This is a genomic window from Microbacterium luticellae, assembly GCF_050408645.1.
GTDB lineage: Bacteria > Actinomycetota > Actinomycetes > Actinomycetales > Microbacteriaceae > Microbacterium.
Genome location: NZ_JBNTKE010000003.1, coordinates 1 through 23,762 on the forward strand (window position 1 = coordinate 1; position 23,762 = coordinate 23,762).

At 61.0% G+C, this 23,762-nt stretch carries 15 protein-coding genes; 7 read left to right on the forward strand and 8 right to left on the reverse strand.

Annotated features, from left to right (window positions below; genetic code table 11):
• Positions 1-49: 49 nt before the first annotated feature.
• Positions 50-2,950, reverse strand: a complete 2,901-nt coding sequence (locus ACQUSW_RS08635; RefSeq protein ID WP_428931896.1) for a UPF0182 family membrane protein — start codon at positions 2,948-2,950, stop codon at positions 50-52.
• Between the two features lie 62 nt (positions 2,951-3,012).
• Positions 3,013-4,092: a YlbL family protein gene (locus ACQUSW_RS08640; RefSeq protein WP_428931897.1), complete on the reverse strand. Its 1,080-nt coding sequence runs from the start codon at positions 4,090-4,092 to the stop codon at positions 3,013-3,015.
• A 154-nt stretch (positions 4,093-4,246) separates the two neighbouring features.
• On the opposite strand from ACQUSW_RS08640, the gene ACQUSW_RS08645 reads away from it, so the two are divergent.
• Positions 4,247-5,677, forward strand: coding sequence for a zinc-dependent metalloprotease (locus ACQUSW_RS08645; RefSeq protein ID WP_428931898.1), 1,431 nt, complete (start codon positions 4,247-4,249; stop codon positions 5,675-5,677).
• 803 nt (positions 5,678-6,480) lie between these two features.
• On the opposite strand, the gene ACQUSW_RS08650 is transcribed toward ACQUSW_RS08645, so the two are convergent.
• Both ACQUSW_RS08650 and nudC read right to left on the reverse strand, forming a co-directional pair.
• Entirely contained in the window at positions 6,481-8,187 is a 1,707-nt protein-coding gene (locus ACQUSW_RS08650) for an ATP-dependent helicase (RefSeq protein ID WP_428931899.1), read from the reverse strand.
• The gene (nudC, locus tag ACQUSW_RS08655) at positions 8,184-9,134 is read right to left on the reverse strand and encodes an NAD(+) diphosphatase (protein WP_428931900.1); all 951 of its coding nucleotides are present in this window, start codon (positions 9,132-9,134) and stop codon (positions 8,184-8,186) included. The genes ACQUSW_RS08650 and nudC overlap by 4 nt, the downstream gene beginning before the upstream one ends.
• A 108-nt stretch (positions 9,135-9,242) precedes the next feature.
• Between nudC and ACQUSW_RS08660 the strand changes: the two genes are divergently transcribed.
• Complete coding sequence (locus ACQUSW_RS08660; RefSeq protein WP_428931901.1) at positions 9,243-10,550, forward strand: phosphotransferase; 1,308 nt, start codon at positions 9,243-9,245, stop codon at positions 10,548-10,550.
• Here the strand turns inward: ACQUSW_RS08660 and ACQUSW_RS08665 are convergent.
• Positions 10,496-13,930: an ATP-dependent helicase gene (locus tag ACQUSW_RS08665; protein WP_428931902.1), complete on the reverse strand. Its 3,435-nt coding sequence runs from the start codon at positions 13,928-13,930 to the stop codon at positions 10,496-10,498. The genes ACQUSW_RS08660 and ACQUSW_RS08665 overlap by 55 nt on opposite strands.
• Entirely contained in the window at positions 13,927-17,226 is a 3,300-nt protein-coding gene (locus ACQUSW_RS08670) for an ATP-dependent helicase (protein WP_428931903.1), read from the reverse strand. Before ACQUSW_RS08670 ends, ACQUSW_RS08665 begins: the two co-directional genes overlap by 4 nt.
• A gap of 76 nt (positions 17,227-17,302) precedes the next feature.
• Here ACQUSW_RS08670 and ACQUSW_RS08675 point away from each other — a divergent pair, with 76 nt between their 5' ends.
• Together ACQUSW_RS08675 and ACQUSW_RS08680 are read left to right on the forward strand one after the other, a co-directional pair.
• The gene (locus ACQUSW_RS08675) at positions 17,303-17,527 is read left to right on the forward strand and encodes a DUF3107 domain-containing protein (protein WP_428931904.1); all 225 of its coding nucleotides are present in this window, start codon (positions 17,303-17,305) and stop codon (positions 17,525-17,527) included.
• A 13-nt stretch (positions 17,528-17,540) separates the two neighbouring features.
• Positions 17,541-17,828, forward strand: coding sequence for a hypothetical protein (locus ACQUSW_RS08680; RefSeq protein ID WP_428931905.1), 288 nt, complete (start codon positions 17,541-17,543; stop codon positions 17,826-17,828).
• Here ACQUSW_RS08680 and ACQUSW_RS08685 read toward each other — a convergent pair.
• Positions 17,825-18,538 (reverse strand): ferritin-like fold-containing protein, encoded by a 714-nt coding sequence (locus ACQUSW_RS08685; RefSeq protein WP_428931906.1) that lies wholly within the window; start codon positions 18,536-18,538, stop codon positions 17,825-17,827. The genes ACQUSW_RS08680 and ACQUSW_RS08685 overlap by 4 nt on opposite strands.
• Before the next feature lie 198 nt (positions 18,539-18,736).
• On the opposite strand from ACQUSW_RS08685, the gene ACQUSW_RS08690 reads away from it, so the two are divergent.
• Positions 18,737-20,251, forward strand: coding sequence for a DEAD/DEAH box helicase (locus ACQUSW_RS08690; protein ID WP_428932257.1), 1,515 nt, complete (start codon positions 18,737-18,739; stop codon positions 20,249-20,251).
• Here ACQUSW_RS08690 and ACQUSW_RS08695 read toward each other — a convergent pair.
• Entirely contained in the window at positions 20,248-21,138 is an 891-nt protein-coding gene (locus ACQUSW_RS08695; RefSeq protein WP_428931907.1) for a PHP domain-containing protein, read from the reverse strand. The genes ACQUSW_RS08690 and ACQUSW_RS08695 overlap by 4 nt on opposite strands.
• Positions 21,139-21,211: 73 nt before the next feature.
• Here ACQUSW_RS08695 and ACQUSW_RS08700 point away from each other — a divergent pair, with 73 nt between their 5' ends.
• On the forward strand, positions 21,212-22,243 hold the full coding sequence (locus ACQUSW_RS08700; RefSeq protein ID WP_428931908.1) for an endonuclease/exonuclease/phosphatase family protein: 1,032 nt from the start codon (positions 21,212-21,214) through the stop codon (positions 22,241-22,243).
• Between the two features lie 68 nt (positions 22,244-22,311).
• Positions 22,312-23,727 carry an aminopeptidase P family protein gene (locus ACQUSW_RS08705; protein WP_428931909.1) on the forward strand — a complete coding sequence of 472 codons (1,416 nt, stop codon included), beginning with the start codon at positions 22,312-22,314 and terminating at the stop codon, positions 23,725-23,727.
• Positions 23,728-23,762: the final 35 nt, after the last annotated feature.

Here is a 23,762-nt window from a genome sequence, read left to right on the forward strand (position 1 = left end):
GAGTGAATAGTTCGCTCGGGCACCGCGCTCGTGTGCGTTATCGCAACAGCTACTCGGTGGCGGTGTCGCCCTCTTCGAGCAGCAGAAGCTTCTCGATCGCTTCTACAAGGCGCTTGTCGGCAGCGGCGAACTTGGTGAGGTCACCGGCCTTCAAAGCGGCGTCACGCTCGGCCATCGCCTCGCGAGCCGTCTCCAACAGCATCTGGGCCGTGGGGTCTACCGCAGGGGGTGCCGGCGTGTCACCGCCATCCGGGGTATCTTCCGCATCATCCGGCTGCACTTCGTCTTCATCCCCTGTTGGGGCTCCGGAGTCTCCGCCGAAGAGTGTGTCGAGGGCTTCAGAAAGCGTGTTTTCGAAGGCAAGTTGGTCACCAAAAGCCACCAGTACCTTGCGCAGCAGCGGATATGAGGTTCCGCCCGTCGACTGCACGTACACCGGCTGCACATAGAGCAGACCGCCACCCACGGGTAGCGTCAGCAGGTTGCCGAGCTTCACATCCGATGCACCGATACGCAGAACGTTCATTTCTTGCGCGATCTGTGTGTCGGAGTTAAAGGAGTTCTGCACCTGACCGGGCCCGGGCACTGTCGTGTCGGCCGAGATTTCTAGCAGACGCATCTTGCCGTAGTCGTCGCTCACCTTGCCTTTTTCTGTACCGGCATCGGAGTCGACCGACAGGTACCCCATCAGCACGTTACGAGAACCACTGTCGGGAATAAAGGTGGTGAACATTGAGAATGTGGCCTCGTCTTGGCCCGGCATCTGCATCGACAGGTAGTACGGCGACTGCAGCATCTGATCGTTCGTCGGGTCATTCGGCGTTGCCCAACCGTTGTCACGGTTGTAGAACGTACGCGCTTTATCAACGTGGTAGGTGCCGAGCACTGCACGCTGCACCTTGAACAGGTCGGTGGGGTACCGTACGTGGCTCATGAGTTCTCCCGACATCTCACTGACGGGCTTGAGCGACGTGGGGTATACGTTCTGCCAGGCCTGCAGCAGCGGGTCTTCGTCATCCCACGCATACAGTGTGACCGAGCCATCGTAGGCGTCGACGGTTGCCTTGACCGAGTTGCGAATGTAGTTGATGTCATCCGCGGGGAAGGTTGGTGCTGTCGAACCACCCGAGCTGATCGCACGGGGGAAGTTGACGGCCGTCGAATACGGGAAGGTAGCGCTCGTGGTGTAGCCGTCAATGATCCACACAATGCGGCCATCGACAATGCTCGGGTACGGGTCGCTATCCAGCGTCAGATACGGCGCCGCCTTCTGCACGCGCACGAGCGGGTGGCGATCGTACAAAATCTGCGACTCGGGGTTGAGGTCGTCGGAGAACAGAATCTGTTCCGACTGGAACTTCAGTGCGAAAAGCACGCGGTTAAAGAAGCTACCGACGCTCGGGCCACCGTCACCATCAAACGTGGTGCTGGTGAGGTTCTCGCCCTCCTGGCCTCGCGGATAGTCCAACTCCATGGGTGTTGCACCCTCAGGGGCTCCCACAATCGAGAACTGTGGCGACTTTTCACCAAAGTAAATACGAGGCTCGTAACCGCCCTCCGTAAAGACACCAGCCGTCGGCATCTCACTCTCGATAAAGACCGGTTCGCCCTCAACCGTGCGTTCGTTACCCTTGGCAACGACCATGCCGTAACCGTGCGTGTACACGAGGGTGTTGTTCACCCAGGTGCGAGCACTCGGGTCGAGGTCTTCCAGGCTCAGTTCGCGAACCGCGACCACGGCGTCTTGAATCTTGCCGTCGATCTCGTAGCGGTCCACGTCGAGGGGTTCTTGGAAGTCGTAGTAGCCACGGTACTGCTGCAGCTGCTGCACAGTGGGCGAGATAATCGCCGGGTCCATGAGGCGGATCGAGGCCGTCGTATCCGCATCGCCCCGCAGCTGACCGGCCTCGGCCTCGGTGCGTGCTTCAAACGGAACCTTTTCGACTTCAGCGATGCCGTACGCCGAGCGGGTGAGGTCAACGTTGCGCTGAATGTATTCCATTTCGAGCGCCTGCTCGTTGGGCTTGACCTGGAACGTGTTGATCGCCCACGGGTATCCCACACCGATCACGAGCGATGCCACAATCAGCAGCCCGGTTGCCACCAGCGGGTAACGCCAGCGACCGATAATCGCCGTGATAAAGAACAGCACGGCAACAGCGGCGGCAATAACAGCCAAAATCGTGTGACCGGGAATAACTGCATTGACGGCGGTGTATCCGGCACCGGTCATGCGACCATTGGGCGCAAACAGTGTGGCGTAGCGGTCGAGCCACAGGCTTCCGGCCTGCACGAGCAGGTAGAGTCCTGCGATCACAGCCAGTTGAATGCGTGCGGCCTTCGAGATACGCAGTTCGCCCTGTCCAACGCGAACCGAACCGTACAGGTACGACACCACGGCCGTCACGATCAGGCACAGCAGCAGAACAGCCGAAACGAAAGCGAAAAGCCCCGAGTAGAACGGCATATCGAACAGGTAGAAACCCACGTCGAGCCCGAACTGCGGATCGGTCTCGCCTGCCGGAACAGAGTTGAACCACAACCACACCGTCTGCCACGACCCAGCGGAGGCAAACCCGGCGAACAGTCCAAAGAAGATCGGCATACCCCACATGCCGAGACGGCGCAGCGGTTCGACTACCTCTTGGTAGCGATCCAGCTGTGAACTCAGCCGCACATAGACGGGTCGCATCCGGTACGAAAGCTGCAGTGAAACGAACAGGGGTACTGCCATTGCCACAAAGCCCACGAGGAACATCACCGCGGTGGCGAGCCAGCGCGTGGTCAACACTTCGGTGAACGACAGTTGGTCGTACCAGAGGTAGTCGGTGTACAGCGAAGCGAAAATGAAGAACGCGGCAATAACCGCTGCGATCACCACCAGGGTAATGGTGAGGATGCGGCGGGATGTGCTGGGCGTGGCCTGGGTCGGCTCGGGGGTCGTGGTCACCCCTCTATCCTAGGCACGGCTCATTGTTGCTGGCTGGGGAATTCGTAACGATCTGCGCGTTTTTACTCACATGCGGGTAGCGCGGCGATGTCTCCACCCTCGGCAATAACGGTGAGCGCGTCGATCGACTGCTGCAGAGTTTCTGTGCGCACAACCTGCAGTCCGCTGGGCACATGCCCCACGACCTCGTTGCAGTTGGCTGCGGGGGCGAGAAAGAAATCGGCCCCGGCATCGCGCGCACCGTAAAGTTTTTGCCGGATGCCGCCGATTGGCCCGACGGTGCCGGCGGCATCGATCGTTCCCGTACCGGCGATGTGGCGGCCGCCGGTGAGTTCTTCCGGCGTCAATACGTCGATAATGCCGAGGGCAAACATCATGCCTGCGCTGGGCCCACCAACGTTGTCGAGTTGCAGTGTGACGTCGACCGGAAAAGAGTAGTCGGTTGTGAGGGTAACGCCAATCACCCAGTTGCCCTGCGCTTTTTCGGGAACGATCTCGACATCACTGGTTTGTCCGTCGCGGGTGCGAGTGATTGTTACCGCGCTGCCGCCACCGTCGTTGATGACCGCGCGCAGTGTTTCCACATCGCCGATCGGCGTGCCATTGGCCGCGACTATGGTGTCGCCTGCATCGAGGCTTCCGGATGCCGGTGAGCCTTCAACAAGTTGGTGCACGGTGATGCGTGCTTGCACGTCGTACCCCAAAAATGTCAGTGCTGCAGCTGTTGCTTCGTGCTGCGAGTCGATCATGAGTGCGGCGTTGCGTTCGTCGCGCTGTTGGGTTGTGAGCCCCTGCGGAAAAACAAGATCGACAGGAATGACGGCCTTGGCGGGGCTGAGCCACGCGGCGAATGCCTCCGGCCATGAGGCGTTGTGGTCGCGGTTGCCCCGCACCTGCACGGTGGTGAGGTCGAGTGCCCCCGCTGTGGGATAAGACTCTTCGTCGTCGACCGCGATGAGTGAAATCTCGTCGCCGTCTTTGTTCTGTGCGCTCCCGAGGGTGTTGTAGACCGGCCCTGGCTGTTGGATCACAAATCCGCTGGGCAAGAAAGTGATCACCAGCAGCGCAAGCAACGCCGCGACGAGGGCACCCAGTCCCACACGCAGCCGACGTGCTTCTTTGTCGAGCGGGGTTGCTGCCACGGGTCCTCCGGTGCGGGTGTGGGGATTGTTCACGACACGGATGCGTCGGCCTCGTTCGCGACCGGCGTACACAAAGGCATCCGGAATCAAGCATGCACCAGGATGCTGCAACTAGCGTAGAACCCACGGCTAGCGAAGTGCTGAGAGGGCCACCATGACGCATGACGATTCACATTCCGATGATTTCCAGGAGTTCCTGCGCCGCATGCTCGGCGGAGGCGACCTACCCGAGGGTATGAACATTCAGGGGTTTGACCTGAGTGGGCTCATGGGTGCCGACGGTATGCAGCCGGATCCGGCTCAGCTGGCAGCCATCATGAAACAGATGCAGGCAGCATTCGGGATGGGTGGCGACCCGTGGCAGAGCACGCTACAACAGGCGTTGCACGTCGCAAATCGAGACGGTCAGGGCATAACTGCTGGTGACCGCACCAGCTTGTCTGAAGTGTTTGCGCTGGCTTCGCTCTGGCTGGGCGAGGCTACGAACCTGGGTGAACTGTCCCAGCCGCCGGTAACGATGACGCGAGGCGAATGGGTAGAAAAATCGCTGCCGGTGTGGCGCGAAGTGGCAGAACCCGTCTCCACGAGTATTGCCGAAGCTCTCACCGAAGCACTCGGTTCGCATGTGCCCGACGAGATGCAGACGGTTGTGAACGATGCCGCATCACTGATGCGGGGCCTGGGGGCTTCGGTCTTTGCTATGCAGTTTGGCCGTGTTTTGGGTGAGCTTTCTCTCGAGGTTGTCTCAGGCGGAGACGTGGGTATTCCCGTGCTGCCTGCGGGTACGGCAGCGGTCATTCCACAGAACCTCGGCGGTTTTGCGGAGGGCCTGGAAATACCCGACGATCAGCTGCAGTTGTACCTCGCGACGCGCGAAATGGCGTACGCCCGGCTGTACCGGCATGCCCGCTGGCTGCATCTGCATGTGATGTCGAAGATCACTGATTTTGCGCGCGGTGTGGAGGTCGATATCGAGGCGCTCGATGCTGTGGCCGACCGTATCGATCCCACGAATCTCGAAGAACTCAAGTCGGCGATGGATGAGGGCGCGCTGTTGCCGACGCTGTCGGACGCGCAGCGTGCCGCGCTCGAAAAACTGGAGCACCTTATTGCCACCATTGATGGCTGGGTCGATGTTGTTACCGGCACGGCTACCGCGCGGCTTCCGGATGCCGCACGGATCGGTGAGGCCGCGCGTCGCCGCCGCGCCGAAGGTGGTCCTGCAGAAGACGCCCTCGGTGCGCTGGTGGGGCTGCGTATTCGGCCTCGCCGCCTGCGCGAGGCTGCCGCGATGTGGCAGGCGATCGGTGATGCGGTCGGTATTAGCGCGCGGGATGCTCTGTGGGACTACCCCGACCTCATGCCGCAGCCGTCCGATATCGACGACCCGACGCAGCTCATTGCGCGACTGGAAGCCCGCGAGCGCGGTGAAGAGCCGCAGCAAGACGAGATGGATGAGGCGTTGACTCGTTTATTGCAGGGCGACGACTTTAGTGGCGACAGCGACAGCGACAGCGACAGTAACGGTGACGCTGGTGAGGATGCTGACGGCGACGAGCCGTCGTCGCCGGAGACTCCCGTCTAAGCACGGCTGCCGCGTTTCCTCCCCACAGTGGTGCGGGCCTGTTTTGTCCACTGTTGGCACGAGCCGGATGCTGCGTGCCACGTAATCACGCAACAATCAGGGCATGCACTCCCCCAGCTCTGTTCTTCGATTAGATCCGGCTTATCCTCTGCTGTGGCAAGACGAGAGCACGGTCCAGTTCGGTGCCGATGCGCTCGTGACGGTGGCGCTTGATGAGGAGTGGGTAGAAAAGCTATTGATGGCGCTGCGCAGCGGCATCCGGCCTGCGTCTTTTGCTGTCGTGTGCTTTGACCTGGGGGCTCCTGAAGCAGCCGCCCGTGCACTGTTACAAACGCTCGGGCCGGTCTTGCACAAAGAGCGTATGCAGTATCCGGCGATAGAACTGGTGATGCCTGAGCCGTTCCCGGTGCGGGCCGAAGCGCTCGTCACCGAGGTGTTTCGTGATGCCGAGGTTGCGGTTGGCCCGGCTGCTTCTGCCGACCGAGACGACACCGTGGCGCTGATGCTGCTGTACGGAGTGGCTCCGGCAGCACTCTGCACACCGTTTATGGCCGATGACCGCGCGCACTTGCCCGTATCGTTTGATGAGGCAGGCGTAAGTGTGGGGCCGCTTGTTCGCCCGGGAGAAACCCCGTGCCTGACGTGTCGCGATGAACACGACCGCGCGCGCAGCCCGCACTGGGCACGCATTCACGCACAGTTGCTCGGACGCGGCCCTGTGGCGATTCCCGTTCACCGGGCGGTTGCGGCGGCCCGCGCGGCACTACAACTACTGGTCGGGCAGCCAGGACGAGCCGTTCGCATTACCGATGACGGCGTGCACGTGTGGCGGACGGTGCAGTTTCACGCAGAGTGCCTGTGCCAATCTCCGTCAGAAAGCGTGAGGCCCGCCGGTCGCGTGCTCCAGCTTGTTCCGCCCATGACAGCTTCAGAGTCCGTTCAGATCGCGTAATTCCCACATATACGAGCCTTCGTTCTTCGTCAACGGCACGCATGCTCGTGGCATAAGAGATGGGCATGAGCCCCTCGGAGCATCCGATTATATAAACATGCGGCCATTCGAGACCTTTTGCGGCGTGCAGGGTCGAGAGCGTGACCGTATCAAGTGTGGGTTCATGCTGAGATTTTGCGCGCGCCATCAGTTCGTCGCTGAATTCTCGAAGGGTTGTTGTGGGAGGAGCCTCCTCGGCCAGTTGCAGCAGGGCACGACGTGCTTCCCACACTTCGCGCACGGCACCTGAAGCCTCGGGCGGGTCTTCTCGAAAACCGAGGCTGTGCAGAACATCACGCACGTCAACAATAAATTCGCGCCCACTGGGCGCAACAGCGGCGCCTCGGAGCGCCACGATTGCCTGACGAACCTCGGGAATATCAAAAAATTTGCGGCCACCCAACACTGTGGCAGAAACACCGTGCTGGGCCAGTGCTGATATCACCGCGGCCGACTGGGCGTGCGAACGGTACAGCACCGCAATATCTGACGCGGGTACGCCCGCTGCCAGCCTCGTGGCAATATCGCGTGCGACCCCAGAAGACTCTTCTTCATCGGTGCGATAGCGAGTGAGGGTGGGAACATCGGCGGTCGGTGTTGCTCGCGCAGCACTGAGCTGCAGGGCTCCGTGCTGGGTTTTCATCAGGCTGTTAGCAACAGCTAACACCTGTTCGGTCGAGCGATAATTGGTTTCCAGCCGCACTGTTGTGGCGTCGGTATACCGGTGCGTAAATTCGAGCAGGTACCGCTGGTCGGCACCGGTAAATGAATAGATGGTCTGCGCCGGGTCACCGACCACGCACAGGTCTCTGCGGTTTCCGAGCCACAGTTCGAGCAAACGGTTTTGCAGCGGCGAGACGTCTTGATATTCGTCGACGGTGAAGTGTCGGTACTGTTCGTGGACGGCTGCGGCGACGCGGGGTTCGGCTTCGAGCATGCCCGCGCACGCCAAGAGTACGTCTTCAAAGTCGAGGCGGCGACGCTCATCTTTCAACGCTTCATAGGCTCGCAGGGCGTCAGCCAACTGTGTCTTATCAACGTTAGTTACTCCCGGATGCCGCTCGACAGCGTCATCGATCGAGAGCATCGAGACTTTGCGCCATTCAATCACCGATGCCACATCACGCAGTGTTGCGGTGTCCCACCGCAGGCCGCGGTCGTGTACGGCGTGTGCGAGCAGTCGCACTTTATTGTCGATGAGTCCCGGTGCGGAAGACCCCGCGACCGTCGGCCAAAAATAGTTCAGTTGAGACAGCGCCGCCGAGTGAAAGGTGCGTGCAGCGACACCGTCAACACCGAGTTGCCGAAGACGGCCACGCATTTCTCCAGCAGCTTTGGCGGTAAAGGTGACGGCCATGACGCGCGAGGGCGTATACGCCCCCACCTCCACGCCGTGAGCAATGCGGTGCGTGATCACCCGAGTTTTTCCGGTTCCGGCACCGGCGAGAACCACCACTGGGCCTCGCAGCGTTGATGCTGCCTCACGCTGTTGGTCATCGAGAGCGTCGAGCGCGCTCACGCTACCTCCCCTTGATTTTCGCCTCCGCCACGGTGATACCAGTCTTCGATCAGAGTCCGTGCGATCGAGGCGGGCCCCGGCAAACCCACGGGGCCGTCGCCGCGCAGCGCTGACCCGATTTCGGCGCGTGTCAGCCAGCGCACGGCGATAATTTCGTCGCCATCACCGTGGGCAGCCGAGTCGTCGATCGCGACAGCGTGAAAGCCGACCATGAGCGAGTGCGGAAAAGGCCATGGCTGCGACGACAAATAGGCGACGTCAGAAAGCCGCACGCCGGCTTCTTCGGCAATTTCACGGTGCACCGTGGTTTCTAATGATTCCCCGGCCTCCACAAAACCGGCAAAGCATGAATACATTTCGCCCCGCCAGGCCGCGTTGGCGCCTAACAGCAGCTTGTCGCCGTCAGAGCTGCGGACGGCAACAATAACAGCCGGGTCGGTGCGCGGAAAAAACTCTCGGCGACAGTGGTCGCATCGTCGTGACCAACCGCTCTGTTGTGTTTCCAGTTGGCGGCCGCAGCTGCTGCAGTAGGTGTTGCGCACGAGCCAGGCCGCCAGTGAGACAGCGGTGACAAGAAGTTCGGCGTGTTCTGCCGACAGGTTCGCGCTATCACGCACGCCACCCCACTCATCGTCACCGAGATCGTGCTCACTGCTCAGCATGTGCTCTTCTGCGAGAGCCGCTAACAGCACGGGGGTTTTCGACGAGAGGTGTCCTAAAAACGCCCACTGTACGTCCTCGGCGGGTGTGCTGTCGGCAGAGCCTGTGTCACCCAGAATTCGGCGTGCTTCTTGCGCGGTAAAGAGCACCGGGCCATCACGCCACGGTGTTTTTCCGGCACGCACAATAATGACGCGGGCTTCCGGATGCTGCAGGCTGCGGGCGACCAGCTCGGTGTCGTCGCGTTCTCCAGCAACTCGATCAAAAGCCCACGGTTGCGTGCTCATCGGCATCCTCTCTTTCCTGCGCCATCAGGATTCACTCTGAGCGACCGTGTCGTAGTTCTCAGCGTGGCGATCGGCGAGCATCTGCTCCAACCGACCTACGCTGGGTGCATGGCTCGATCACCCTTCACTCTAGCCGCGGCCGTGACAGCAGCTGTGCCCGGCACCGAGGTTACTGGTGCCCGCGCTCTCACATCGCACAGCGATGGGCGTTTTGATTCTGCCGTGGTCACCCTGGCCGATGGTAGCGAGGCAGTAATCAGGGTTGCAACAGACGATGAGACGGCGGCAGAGCTGGCCAGTGAGTCTTTGGCGCTGCGCGCGCTCACAGCGGGAGCACGGTCGATGCTGCCGCTGCAAATTCCGGAGTTTCTTGGTGAAGCTCTTGTCGGTACCGACCGCTGCATTGTTGTCAGTCTCATTGATGGTTTTCAGGTTGACGCTGCCGATATTCCTCCGGGTCGTGGTGCTGCCGAGTCGGCTGGTGCTGCTTTAGCGGCCGTGCATACGCTTCCACCGTCGGTGGTTCGCAGTGCAGGTTTGCCCGAGCGTAACCCTTCCGAGGTGCGCAAGGCGGTCGCCGATCTTATTGATCGCGCAGCTGCCACCGGTCATGTTTCTGCGCGACTGATTGTGCGGTGGCGTGAAGCTGTTGAGCGCGATGACCTGTGGCAGTTTGAATCCACTGTGACACTGGGCGGTGCGCAGGCGCACACCTTCGTGTACCGTGACGACGCCGAGGCCGGCCCACAGGTGCAGGGTTTGGTCGGGTGGCATGGCCTGTCGATCGGCGATCCAGCAGTCGACCTCGCCTGGTTGTCGACGGCTCCTGAAGCCGCAGACGATGTGCACGCCGCCTATGCTGCGGCTGCGCTGCGTACTCCGGATGCCGCCCTGGCAACCCGTGCTCGTCTCGCAGCCGAACTCGATTTTGCCCGCTGGCTTATTCACGGTGTCGAGACGCGCAAGCAGGAGGTTATCGACGACGCCGCGCAGCTTCTTGATTCGCTCGCCGACGGTGTGCGTGATGATGAGTTGATTCCGCGCGCCGTGCGGTCGTCGAGTGTTGATGATGCACTGGATGCCCTTGACCGTGTGCCTGCCACACCGACACCGATGGTAGATACTTCGATGCAGACCGATGCCTATGATCCGGGTGATCTTATGCTCACGCCGTCAACGCACACGCAGCCGCTCGACGACAGCGATACCGCTGCTGTCCCACACTCCCCCAGCGACACCGGCCCTGTTGCCGAGCAGTCGGATGCCGACGAGTCTGAGGAATCCGCTGCCGACGCGGATACGCATACCGGTGCCGACAACATAGGCGCCGACGATGCAGATAATCCGGATGCTGCGGAGGCTCAGCGTGCCGCCCGCGCGGCGATCCAGCGCTGGACTAACTCGTCCTCTGAATAGTCGCGGTCGGCACGCACCGTAATGTCGTCGCCGACGTAGTACAGCACAACGTCGATGTCGTCCATAGGGATGCCGTAGCGGCGGTGGTAGGCGAGCCGGTACAGGGCTAGCTGCAGCATCCGGTCGTCTTTTTCTTCTTGTGAGCGTGGTGGCTGACCTGTCTTCCAGTCCACGATTTCGATGCGGCCGTTTCGACGGTAGACCGCGTCGAGTTTGCAAATGACAATGTGCGACTCGGTGCCGGTATGCAGCGCGAAGTTGATTTCTTCTTCGACCGAGATCGGTTGCAGGTGCGCCCACGGTGACTGTTCAAAAGTGTTCTGCAGTTGCTGAAGCTGTTCGGCGTCAGCCGCGGTGAGTGCTCCTCCGTCGGCGGTGTCGTCGTCGTGTTCCCACAGTGCATCGTCGAGCGTGGTGCTGGCACCGGTCATGCCTGAGCGATGCTCAACCCATGCGTGGAACAGGGTTCCTAGCCGGGTTTGTCGGTACGGTTTTTCGGGCATTGGTCGATAGATCGATTCGACGGTTGCGGCGTAATCGGTCACATAGTCTTTGAACCGTGATGCGGGAACACGGGTGGGTGCCGATGCCGCAGGTCGGGCACGACGCGAGTCGCGTTCGGCCAGCAATCGCCGCAGGGCCGGTGTGGGCTCGTACGATTTCTGTGGCTGCTCACTCTCTAACTGCTGGGCCTGGTATACCTGGTGTGCTGCGTCTTCTACGCTGCGTCGGCGCTGGCCCAGAGCATCAATCGGCCAGTTCAGGGTTTCGGCCGAGTGCGAGTACGGGTTGTCGGTGTTTTCGGGGCTCGCCGTGCTCTCTGGGCTCGCGGGATGATCGCTGGGCAGCCCGACAGCTACCGCTATTTCGTGGCTGTAGCTGCTGGGCGTGCGAGGTTTGCTCTGGCCTGCCCACCACGAACCGCTGAGCAGCAAATTGCTACGCGCACGGGTGATAGCCACATAGGCGAGCCGGCGTTCTTCTTCCAGGAGGTATGTTTTCATCGCCGTCTTGTACTGAGTGAGGCGGCCGCGCAAATCTTTGACTGTTGTGCTCGTATCGATGTGCAAATCAATATCCGGCAACGCCCGGTAATCGCCACGAAAACGGTGCGGTAGTCGGCCCAGACTTAGCCAACCCATGGTTGATTGAGGTTTCTGGGGGATCTCATCTTTTACCATGCGGGGTACGGCCACGGCGTCCCACTCCAAACCTTTCGAGCCGTGGACCGTGAGCAGTTGCACGACCCCGGGCTCGGGTGGTTCTGGCCGCGGAATAAGTTCATCAGCCTGTTCGGCGCGATCAAGCCACGCCAAAAGTGCGTTGAGGTTGCCGCGCGGGGATACGTCGAGGAATCCACGGACTTCATCGGCAAACGCCCTCACATGCACCAGTGCGTTCCGCGGATGACCGCGTGTTTCGTTGGCCATCAGCTCGATATCCAGCCGCAGCTCGGCTTCGACAGAGCGCAGCAACTCGGGAATACTCACCTGCATGGCAGTGCGACGAAGACGAGCAAACATTTCGCTTGCCTCGATGAGCCTCGTGTGCCCGTCTGGAGAGAAGTTCTTCAGCAGTTGATAGTGCGCAGGCAGTGACCGAAGAACATCGAGCGCGTCGATAATCGATCCCTGCTCATCGGTGCCCGCCGATGCCCGCAGTCGTGCGGCAAGGTCTTCGCCGAGTGGCTGGAGTGATTCGTCGCGCCGGGCCAGATGGCGGGCAAGGCTTTCCAGTGCGGCAAGGTCGGCAACCCCCATGGCAAAGCGGGGGCCGGCGAGTATCCGCAGGAGCGATGAGCCTTGCGTGGGGTCGTCGATGACGCGCAGAACAGCCACGATGTCGGTGACCTCCGGAGTGTGAATAAGGCCACCTAATCCCAATACTCTGTGCGGTACACCGTGTCTTTCGAGGGCTTCAGCAAAGACGGCCATGTGTTTTTTGGCTCGAAAAAGTATGGCCCCGGTGTGGGGTTTGCTGGTGCCGGATGCCGCATGTTCGGCCCGCTGTTGCTGAAACCATGCTGCTACCTCATCTGCCTCATTGTCGACGGTTTCGCTATAGACCCAGTCGATGCGGCCGCGGTCAGCGCCGGGGCGTGGTTGGAGGGGTTCGACGGTGAGGGAGCTGTGGGTTCCGGCCGGGGCGAGGAGCGCGTTTGCCGCGGTGAGAATAGCGCGATCGTTGCGCCAGCTGACGGTGAGGTCGTGGCGTGCGGCGGGTGTTTCGCGGCTAAAGGCTTCAGCAAAGGTGGCCAGGTTGTCGGCGCTGGCTCCTCGCCAGCCGTAGATGGACTGATGGGGGTCGCCCACGGCCATGACGGCGGTATCGGAGAAGAGCGTTGACAGTAGCTCTGTCTGCAGCACGGAGGTGTCTTGATATTCGTCGAGCAGCACAATGCGGTACTGGTCGCGGTACTCCGCCATGATCGATGGCCGCGCGTGGATAGCCTGTAGTGCTCCCGAGACCTGGTCGGCAAAATCAAGCACTGACAGTGCCTGCTTTGTCGCGCCATAGGTGCGCGCGAGCCGCGCAAGAAGAGCGAGCGCTTCCACTGCTGTGTGTGCACGTTCAATGTCGCCGGGCGACTGCAGGGCAGGATTGGTAAATTCTTGCAGTTGCTCAGCGGTTGTTGCCGCGAACTTTTCAATTGTTGCCAGGTCGGTGTGGTGGTCGAGCGCCTCGGAAGCGAGCGTGATTACTGCGTCGACCAGGCTCGAGAGTGCATAGTCTTTTTCTGCCAGCAATGTTTCATCGGAGTCGATCACGATTTCACGTGCGATCAGCCACGATGCAGCGCCGCTGAGCATCCCTGCTTCAGGGTCACGACCTATATAGGCTGCATTGTCGCGCACGAGAGCATCGGCAAAGGCGTTGTAGGTCGATACATGGGGGCGCACGAGCAGCGCGTCAGCAGCGACCGTCGTGGCCTTGTCGGATGTGCTGTAGCGGCGCGCGATTGCCGTGAGCTGCTGCATCCGGATACCGGTGTCATGGTGGTCGATGCTGTCGAGCTCTCCGCTGCGGGCGAGTTCAGGAAGGTGGGCGAGAAGCCCGCGCTGCGCATATTCATCGATGCGCGCCAGGCGGCGTTCGATTCTCTCTGCCAGCTCTCCCGCGGCTTTGCGGGTAAACGTGAGGCCCAGCACCTGGTCTCGACGCACGTGTCCGTTTGCGACGAGCCACACGACGCGCCCCGCCATGGTTTCGGTTTTTCCGCTACCCGCGCCGGCAACAACCAGCGTGGGTACCGGGGGCGCTTCGATCACCGCCTCCTGCTGCTGTGTGGGCTGTGGAAGGCCAAGAGCAATAGCAACATCGCTGGCGCTCAGCCCTCCGTTTCCCGACCATGCCGGGGTTGGAGTGGGCGTATTCGTCATGATGAGCTCACCGCTTTAATCGTGTGAATGGTGCAGACCGCATAGCGGTCACTCGTACAGTGCTGGTCGATATTGGCTGCGAAAATACTGCTGGCCATACCGTGTGCCACACGGGCGATGCGCTGCAGAAATTCTTCTTCGCCGCTGTCAGACATGGGCTGCTGGTGCGCAATCCGGTAGTTTGAGCCCTTCAGCGTTTTCGACAGCACAACCAGGCGTGCGCCGGCAAGTTCGGTGTCGTCGGAGGCCAGGTGCTCACCGAGCCCAGCCCGGTACGCCAGCTGGTAGGCGGCAAGTTGAGCGTGTTCAGCGATCGTGTCGGCGCCGAAACTGTTTTCGCTCCGCCCGGTTTTCAGGTCGATGACGACGGCTCGGCGCGACCCCGACCCTGCAGGGAGGTCTTCGCCATTGTGCGGACCGTAGAGTTCAACACGATCCATCGAGCCCGAGATGGTGGCGCGGGCTCGTGGTCGGCTCTCACCGTGAGTGTCATCCGTCGATGTTTCGTTCGCGCCGGGTGCGAGAGAAAGCCATGTTCCCTCGGGTGTGAGCACGCGAGATCCGCGCACTCGGGGCTTGTCTCCTTCAAGATCGACGTCGATCCGGAATCGAATCTCATGGCCCGCCACATGTACGTTTTCTCGATGTGCACGGTCAAGGTAAAAGTGCAGGCGCTGCACAAGAAGTTCGGCCCAACGTCTCTGGGACTGTTCTTGCCAGCGCGCTTCGAACTCAAGTTCTCCCCAGCGCTCGTCAAGAACCTCGGTGAGTTCTTGCAGATTGCCGGCGGGAGCCTTTTCCATGGCCGCGTGCACAATGGTTCCGATTCCGGCTGCTGACGACGACACTTCGCCACCGAGAGACCGGATCGCCCAGTCGAGTGCGCACCTTTCAAATCGTTCCAGTTGCGACGGCGATACCCTGACGCTGTCTTCGCCAAGGTCGTGCAGAGGCGTGTGCGTCGTTGTCGGCGCAAGGCCATACCACTCCGACGGGTCTGCGCCCGGCACGAGCTCACGCGCGAGCACGGCGAGCTGTTCGGCAGCATGACGGCGCTGCTGTGGATCGTTCGAGGTGGTGAGGGTGCGCCGGTGAAGCGAAACGAGACCGCGAAGTGTCAACGGATGCCCGTCGGTGCCCGAAAACTCGGCTGTCGACGGCAACGGGTCGGGTAAGAAACGAAAAAATACGCTCGCGGCGTGGTCGTCATCACTTGTGGCGGTGACGAGCAGATAGCGCCTCGCACGTGAGACGGCACGCACAAAGAGTCGCAGCTCGTCGTACATAGCAAGTCGGCGTCGGTCAACGACGTCGCTGGCGATATCGGGTTGGCTGCTGCGTGCCGCGTGTATGGCGTCGGCCAGACGCCATGATTGCAACAGCTCGCTACGCAGGCGCACGTTCGGCCACACACCATCGTTCACTCCCGCCACGACCACCGCGTCGTACTCTGTTCCGAGTGCTGTCGCTGGTGTCATCAGGGCAACGGAGCCGCCGCGTAGCGGTGCCGCAAGCGTGTCTTCGGGTACCTCGCTATCAAGAATCTGGTGGATAAATGGTTGCGGCCCCTCGTCGGGATAGCGCTCGGTAAACCTCTTGGCCGCGCCAAATAGGGCAACAAGAGCGTCCAGCGCGTGAGCTGTTTCTCGTCCCGCGGGCTGAGCGGCTTCGCGATGCCAGGTCTGCGCCAGCGATTGACCGTGCATTGTTCGGGCTTTGTTCCACACCAGCCACAGCAGCTCATGGATGGTTTCACCGTCGCGCACAGCACTGCGCAGATCGGCGAGGAGGCGGGCAAACCTTTCTGCTGCGCGCGCCTCCGGAGCATCGATCAGTGTGAGCTGTGCAGGGGCGGCCATCGCCTGTATGAGCAGTACACGCGCCGATGAACTGCCGTTGTCGCGCAGTTCGGCTTGGCGCAGCCGGGCACGCAAGCGTCGGAGCCCGACGCCATCAAGCCCGCCGAAGGGGGAACGCAGTGCTGCCTGCAGGTCGTCGACATCACGATCATTGGGTTCGGTCAGTGCTAGACGTATAACACCCAGGATGTCTTGCACAATGGGCTCACTGCCTATGGGGCTCTGCACTCCCTCGGCTCGTGTGGGCACTTCCCGCGCGGCTAGCTCGCGTTCGAGCTGAATAATTTGACGCGTATCGTGCGCTACCACCGCCATGGCATCCCAGGGAATGCCGCTGTCGAGGTGCCAGCGGCGCAGCTGCCCAGCAATCGCATCGATCTCGTCATGTGGCGAGTCGGCAATGAGCGTTGCGATACTGCCGTTCTCCGACCTTTCTGTCGGCTCATGCTCGGGCGGGCGACGATGATCAATGCGACCTGCCGCGCCAATGGTCGATGTCACTTGCCGGGTCAGAGCCATCAGCTGCGGTGTTTGCCGATGGGCATTTTCCAACACATAGGTCTCGCGAAGAATATCGGCCAGTTCAGCGAAAAGCTCAGCCGAAACACCACGAAACGCCCCGGAAGAAATATCGGGGTCTCCGAATGCCATGACAGCCACGTTTTTCTGCATCAGCGCCTCGACGACCGCGACGCCGCCGCGGGTCAGTTCTTGCGCGTCATCAACCAGCACCACCCTGATGTGGTCGAAAGGCCCGGCCGCGCCCGAGCGAAGCACGGTCGCAGCCTCCGTGAGGAGTTCGGCAGCATCGCGGTGAGCGCTGCGCAGTCGGTCAAGAACCGCGCGGTAGTCATGAGTGAAGTCAGCAACGGCACGCCATGCGTCGTTCCCTGCTGCCCGCAACTCGGTGTCGCTAACCGATAGTTCTGCGCACTGCGCCATAAATGCACGGAGCTCGGAACGAAAGTCGCGCGAGTCGCGCACGACCTTCCCCAGGTTTTCTGGCCAGCGCAGCTGACCGCGCTGCTCGTCTTCGGCGTCGCCCGCAAGCAGCTCGGCAATAATTCTGTCTTGATCTGCCCCCGTCAGAAGAGCGGGCGGTTCTTCTCCTCGGCGCGCCGCCTCAGCACGCACCACAGCAAAAGCAAAAGAGCCGAGTGACCGCGCTAACGGGCCCGGTGTGGCCGCTGCGATGCGGCTGCCGATCCGGTCGCGCAATGCCGTTGCCGCGTGCCGACTTGTGGTCAAGACAAGAACTTCGTCAACCCCCACTTCACCGGAGTCAATCAATCGCACGACACGTTCAACCAGTGCATGGGTCTTCCCCGTGCCGGGAGCACCAATCACCACCGCCGAGGCCGTGGAGGCAGCGTCAATAACGTCGCGCTGACGAGCATCTGCTTGCATAACATCAACGGTAGTGCGCAGGTCTGACATCCCGAACACCACCGCGGATCCTCCCTGCTCGCGACAGGTAGAGTTGTGGCGTATCGCCAACAAAAGGAGAGCACGCGTGGAGATCCGCATCGGCATCATCAACTCTGGCCGCGAACTGAACTTCGAAACGAGCCAGACAGCAGCAGATGTTCAAGCAAATGTTGCTGAGGCGCTAGAAAGAGGCGCGCCGCACATCACGCTGACCGACACCAAGGGTGCTACTTACATTGTGCCGACAGCACACATTGGCTTTGTCGAACTCGGCAGCGAAGAGTCGCGTCGCGTCGGCTTTGTCGCATAACCGCTGAGCCGTTATGTACATTCTGCTGGCCATCATTGCAGCGTGCTCTCTCGGCGTCGCCCTGCATTTTCTTTTGCCGGGGCGTCTGCTTCGTGGCAGGGCTGTTGCCCCGGCGCTGGCAACAGCCCTGGCTGCAGCCACGTACACCATCATGCAGTGGCTCGGGGTTGCAGAGAGCAGCGTGTGGTTGTGGCTGGCGTCGGTGGGCGGAAGCCTAGCTGTCACCGCCGGGGCCACCCTGCTTCTTACGACAGTTCGACGCCGCAGTGACGCCCAGCAGCGCCAAGCGATGGGGCTTTAGGCCGCCAGCCCCATTGCGTCCATGCGGCGTGCATGAGCAGCCATTAACTCGGTAAACACGGGTTCGACGCGCTCCTGGTCGGGCCCCGCTAATGCCGGGGTTCGTAGCGCCGTGCGCGCCACCAAAATAGTGTCGCCTACCAGACGCCGCGCCCACATAGACAGCAGGGAGCGCCACTGTTCGTCGCTGGCAATTGTGCGCTGGATAATGCTGATTATGCCCTGGCGGTCATCTGCAGCGCTGAGTATTTCGGCTACCTGCTCGCCGACCTTGCCGTAGCTTGCGGCTAGTGCAAGATAAAAGTCGTCCAGCATCCCGGCTGTTATATATACAGACAGCAGTGTCTCTTGCTGTCGCACACCGATGGTTTTTTGTCGAAAAGCATCGAGCTGCTCACGAAAGGGCAGCATGACCTCTGTTGGTTCTTCGCCCTGCTCGCGAATGAGATCAACAATGCCCCGGTGCTTGGTGTAGGCGGCGGCCGCGGCTTCTGACAGCACATCTTTTTCGTGGAGGTCAGGGGTAGCCCGGATGCCACGTGTCAGCGTTTCAAAGTATCCGAGTTGCAGGTACGCGGCCTGGCCGAGAAACGTCGACAGGTCGGGTGCCAGTTCGGCGAAGTCAACGCGGGTGGCGCCTCCGGTGTCGCCCCGGGTGCGCAACACAAGGTGTCGACGGGGCGAACGGCGCTTCTTGAACCAGGAAACCACGCGATTAGCCTACCCGTCTGTATTGTTTTCGTGCGGAGCTGCGTCGTTATTGTGCGGAGCGGCACCAGGATGCACGCATATGCCTCCGGTACGCTAGAACCGCTCCGGCGTCGGATCGGAGCCCCGCGCCTGTGTATCGAAGAGGGCGTGGATTCCATTTTCGAGGCGGCTGGCCGCCGCCGGACAGGCAGTTTTATTGTGACAACTTTCGCCGATCTGGGCATTGACCATGACATTGTGGAGGCGCTTTCTGCGCGCGGCATTGTCGATGCTTTCCCTATTCAAGAGCAGACGATTCCGCTGGGTCTTCCTGGCCAAGACATTATTGGGCAGGCAAAAACAGGTACCGGCAAAACCTTCGGTTTCGGTATTCCTGTCGTGCAGCGTCTCGGAGCAAATCCTTCTCCCGGTGTTAAAGCGCTCATCGTGGTGCCCACTCGCGAGCTTGCCGTTCAGGTGTATGAAGACATTGACATGCTCACCTCGGGTCGATCGACGAGCGTTGTTGCCATCTACGGCGGCAAAGCTTATGAGGGACAAATTGAGCAGTTGAAGGCTGGTGCCCAGATTGTGGTGGGCACACCGGGTCGACTCATTGACCTCGCCGGGCAGCGTCTGCTTGATCTGTCGCAGGCAACTGAGGTTGTTCTCGATGAGGCCGACAAAATGCTTGACCTCGGCTTCCTGGCTGATATTGAGAAGATTTTCCAGAAGGTTCCGGCTCAACGACACACACAACTTTTTTCGGCGACGATGCCGGGGCCAATTATTGCGCTCGCGCGTCGCTTCATGAATAACCCCATCCATATTCGTGCGAATGATCCTGATGAGGGATTGACACAGGCGAACATTCGACACCTGGTGTACCGGGCCCACTCGCTCGATAAAGATGAGGTTATTGCAAGAATTCTGCAGGCGCAGGACCGCGAGAAGACGGTGATCTTCACCCGAACCAAACGCGCGGCGCAGAAGCTTCTTGACGAGCTCAACGATCGTGGTTTCAACGCGGCGGCTGTGCATGGCGACATGGGGCAAGACCAGCGTGAGCGGTCGATGGCAGCGTTTAAAGCCGGTAAAAAAGACGTGCTGATCGCTACGGATGTCGCAGCGCGCGGTATCGACGTCGACGATGTCACACACGTGATCAACCACACGATTCCTGATGAAGAAAAGACGTATCTGCACCGTGCCGGACGCACCGGCCGTGCCGGACGCACCGGCATTGCGGTGACGTTTGTTGACTGGGAAGACCTCCACAAGTGGGCGCTGATTAATCGGGCTCTCGATTTTGGACAGCCCGAGCCGATCGAAACGTATTCGTCGAGCCCTCACCTGTTCTCGGATCTCAATATCCCCGAGGGAACCAAAGGCCGACTCACGACTGCACCCAAGGCAGAGCGTCCTGCGCGTCGCACTCGCCGACCTGAAAGCGCGGCAAAGGTCGCCGAGCAGCGGGAAGCAACCGGTGACACGACCAAGCGCCGCCGCCGCCGTCGTCGTGCCTCTGAAGAACGTAGTGTGGGTGCCACTTTCACGCAGCCAGAAGATTCGCACGAGTCGGCTCCTGCGTCGGCTTCAGCGCCAGCACGTCAGACATCTGCGGAGGGCGCTGGTACCCATGATGGTGGCGGCAGCGAACACAGCGATGGCACTCCCCCGCCGCAGCGCCGTCGTCGCCGCCGCCGTTCCACGGCATCGGAGACCGGCGCCTAGCCTGAGGAACCGTCTGGGTAGACCACGGAGGACCCTGTCGCGCGATCAATAATGCGCTGCACCATGGGGTTACTCGTCAGGTTCTCGCCCGGACGGTTCGGTTTTCCTGAACCGTGATAGTCGCTCGACCCGGTGACGATCAAATCGTGTTCGGCGGCGAGCGCTCGCAGCAGCTTTTTGCCCTCCGCGGTGTTTTCACGATGATCAATCTCGACACCTGCGAGGCCAGCCTCTATGAGTTGCTCGTAGTACTCAAGAGGCATCATCCGGTCGCGCCCAGCGGTCACCGGGTGTGCGATGATCGCTACACCTCCAGCATCCGAAATCAGTTGGACAGCCCTCAGTGGGTCGGGAGCATAGTGCGGTTCGTAGTATCCCTGTCGCGGATGCAGAATGCCATCGAATGCCTCGCCGCGGTTCTGCACAATTCGTCGGGCGATGAGGGCGTCAGCAATATGGGGTCGGCCAATCGTGGCGCCATCGCGCGCCTGTGCCACAACGTCATCCCAGCTGAGATCGTAGTCGTGCGAAATTCTGCCAACAATTCTCTCGGCACGACCCCAGCGGTCATCACGTATCTTGTGGCACTCCGTCGCCAGCGCGGGATCATCGGGGTCAAACAGATAGGCCAGCACGTGCACACTGCGCCATCCGTGCGCCGCCGACAGTTCCATTCCCGGAATAAATGTCATTCCCAGCTGTGACGCTTGCTCGGCAGCTTCGCGCCACCCACTCGTACGGTCGTGATCGGTCAGAGCCATCGTGCGCACGCCATAGCTATGCATCTGCTGCACAACCCGCGCCGGCGACTCGGTGCCGTCAGAGTGGTTCGAGTGCGCATGAAGGTCTGCCGGCCCTGAAAAACGCCCCACGAGATCAGTTGCCATATCGGTAGCGTATCGAGTGGGGCACGGAAACAGAGCAGGCTGCTCCCAGCCGCTTCGCCTAGGCTCGTTGTCGATGTTTCGGCTCCTCGGCGTTCTGATCTCGGTACTCTTTGCCATCGGTACCGCTGTTGTCACCTGGCCTGCGTTCTTTCGCGTCGAGCAAGTATTTCCGTTCACACAGCTGGTGGCCTCACGAGGTCTGCTCGTCGTGGTTTTTGCCGTCGTTGCTATCTTCTTTTTACTTCTCAGTGCCGCAAAACCTGTTCGCGGGTTTGCCGCATCGGTTGTCATTATTGCTCTCATTGGTGCGGGGGCCTCAGCGTTCATCATGGTCAACCGCGGTCTCGGTGCCGATGAACTCCCCGACAAAGTGGAGGGTAGCGTTCGCGTACTAGCGTGGAATACCGCGGGCGAGGCGGTTTCTGCCGACACCATCGCGCAGGTGATCGTTGACGAAGAGGTTGATATTGTCGCGCTTCCCGAAACGATTGCCGAGGTCGGCGAAGAAATCGCGGTGATGCTGCGCGAGCAGGGTCACCCCATGTGGGTGCACCATGTGCAGTTCAACCCCGATATCGATAATGGGCCGCAGTCGTGGCAGACGACGCTGCTTATTTCGCCCGATCTGGGTGACTACTCGGTCATCGAATCATCGTCGGATGGCTCGAGCAACACGCTGTCGGTACCGAGCGCCGTGGCTATGCCGGTCGATGGCAACGGCCCGACCGTTGTTGCGGTCCATACGGTGGCACCACGTATGGCTGAGATGACCCAGTGGCAGCATGATCTTGCATGGGTGGCCGACCAGTGCCCGGCGGAAACCAGTGTGATTCTTGCAGGAGATTTCAACGCCACCCTCGACCACATGCGTGGTCTGGGCATAGCGGGGGCAGACCTGGGCTACTGCACCGATGCTGCCGCTCGCACCGGTAACGGCTCGGTCGGAACCTGGCACACCGATTTTCCGGCACTGCTGGGGGCTCCGATTGATCACGTCATGACCAGCTCTCACTGGGAACCCGTGGGTTCGGTTGTCATCGACCCCGCGGCCTCGCACAGCGACCATCGCGGCATTGTCGTGCAGCTGAATCCGCACACCGACTAGTGCTATAAGTGGCATCCGGATGCCACTGTTGAGCCCATACTCGGCAGTAACATGTCACACTGGATGGTATGAATACGGGAGAGCGCGACACGATCGCCGAGGCCGATCGGGCTACATCAAACACCAATCGCAGGCAGCCTTTTCCTCAGGGCTTCCTCGACACCATTTCGCAGGGTTGGGCAGAACGCCCCGAGTCACTTCCGGATGCCCGTGCCCAAGCACCGTTTGCTGCCGCGCGGCGTGAACGGCTCTCGGCCCAGTTCCCCGGCGAACGGCTCGTTATTCCGGCGGGTTCGCTCAAGCAGCGCAGCAACGACACCGACTACCCGTTCCGGCCCCACTCTGCGTTCGCACACCTCACCGGGTGGGAAGCATACGCCGAGCCCGACTCGGTTCTCGTGTTTGAACCCACTGCCGAGGGGCATGACGTCACCCTGTACTTTCGCGAGCGTGCCGACCGCACCACGACGGAGTTTTATGGCGACGCGTCTGTCGGTGAGTTCTGGATCGGGCCGCGCCCATCGCTCGATGTCGTTGCCGCCGACCTCGCGGTGACAACCGCTCACCTGACCGACTTTTCTTCGCAGCCTGGCGAGCGCGTCGTCGACAGCGACGCCGAACTGACCCGAGCAGTGTCCGAGCTGCGCCTGGTCAAAGATGACTTTGAGGTCGAACAGATGCGACTGGCCGTCGAGGTCACAGCACGCGGCTTTGATGACATCATTCGTGAAATGCCGCGCGCCATCGCGCATCCTCGCGGCGAACGCATCGTAGAAACCGTGTTTCATCAGCGTGCCCGCAGCGACGGCAACTGGGAGGGTTACGACACCATCGCGGCATCCGGTCCTCGTGCCTGCTACCTTCACTGGACCCGTAACGATGGTGCCGTTGTACCCGGCGATCTTATTTTGATCGACGCCGGTGTAGAACTCGATTCGCTCTACACTGCAGACATCACCCGCACGTTGCCCGTAAACGGAAAGTTCACTGACGTGCAGCGCCGTGTTTACCAAGCGGTGCTCGATGCGGCCGACGCGGCATTTGCTGCCGCGCGCGTGGGTGTGCCGTTCCGCACCGTGCATGAGGCAGCGATGGAGGTCATCGCTGATCGTGTGGCACAGTGGGGGCTGCTTCCGGTTTCGGCGGAGGACGCCCTGAACGCTGACAGCGGCGGTCAGCACCGCCGCTACATGGTGCACGGCACAAGCCACCATCTCGGTATCGACGTGCACGACTGTGCGCAGGCTCGCCGTGAAATGTATTACGACGGCATTATCGAAGCCGGCATGGTCTTCACGATTGAACCGGGGCTCTACTTTCAGATCGATGATCTGACGGTTCCCCAGGAACTGCGCGGTATCGGCGTGCGTATTGAAGACGACATTCTGATGACCGATGACGGACCGATCAACCTTTCGGCCGACATCGCACGAACGGCCGATGACGTAGAAGCGTGGATGGCACGACTGTTGCCGCGTGACTAAGTAACCGGATAACCCAGCACCCGATTGCGGCGAGG

Excerpts from the sequence above, each read along its gene's own strand:
- ACQUSW_RS08645 (WP_428931898.1), top strand. The coding sequence starts at position 4,247 with ATGACGCATGACGATTCACATTCCGATGATTTCCAGGAGTTCCTGCGC.
- nudC (WP_428931900.1), bottom strand. The coding sequence starts at position 9,134 with ATGAGCACGCAACCGTGGGCTTTTGATCGAGTTGCTGGAGAACGCGAC.
- ACQUSW_RS08660 (WP_428931901.1), top strand. The coding sequence starts at position 9,243 with ATGGCTCGATCACCCTTCACTCTAGCCGCGGCCGTGACAGCAGCTGTG.
- ACQUSW_RS08665 (WP_428931902.1), bottom strand. The coding sequence starts at position 13,930 with ATGACGAATACGCCCACTCCAACCCCGGCATGGTCGGGAAACGGAGGG.
- ACQUSW_RS08670 (WP_428931903.1), bottom strand. The coding sequence starts at position 17,226 with ATGTCAGACCTGCGCACTACCGTTGATGTTATGCAAGCAGATGCTCGT.
- ACQUSW_RS08680 (WP_428931905.1), top strand. The coding sequence starts at position 17,541 with ATGTACATTCTGCTGGCCATCATTGCAGCGTGCTCTCTCGGCGTCGCC.
- ACQUSW_RS08695 (WP_428931907.1), bottom strand. The coding sequence starts at position 21,138 with ATGGCAACTGATCTCGTGGGGCGTTTTTCAGGGCCGGCAGACCTTCAT.
- ACQUSW_RS08700 (WP_428931908.1), top strand. The coding sequence starts at position 21,212 with ATGTTTCGGCTCCTCGGCGTTCTGATCTCGGTACTCTTTGCCATCGGT.
- ACQUSW_RS08705 (WP_428931909.1), top strand. The coding sequence starts at position 22,312 with ATGAATACGGGAGAGCGCGACACGATCGCCGAGGCCGATCGGGCTACA.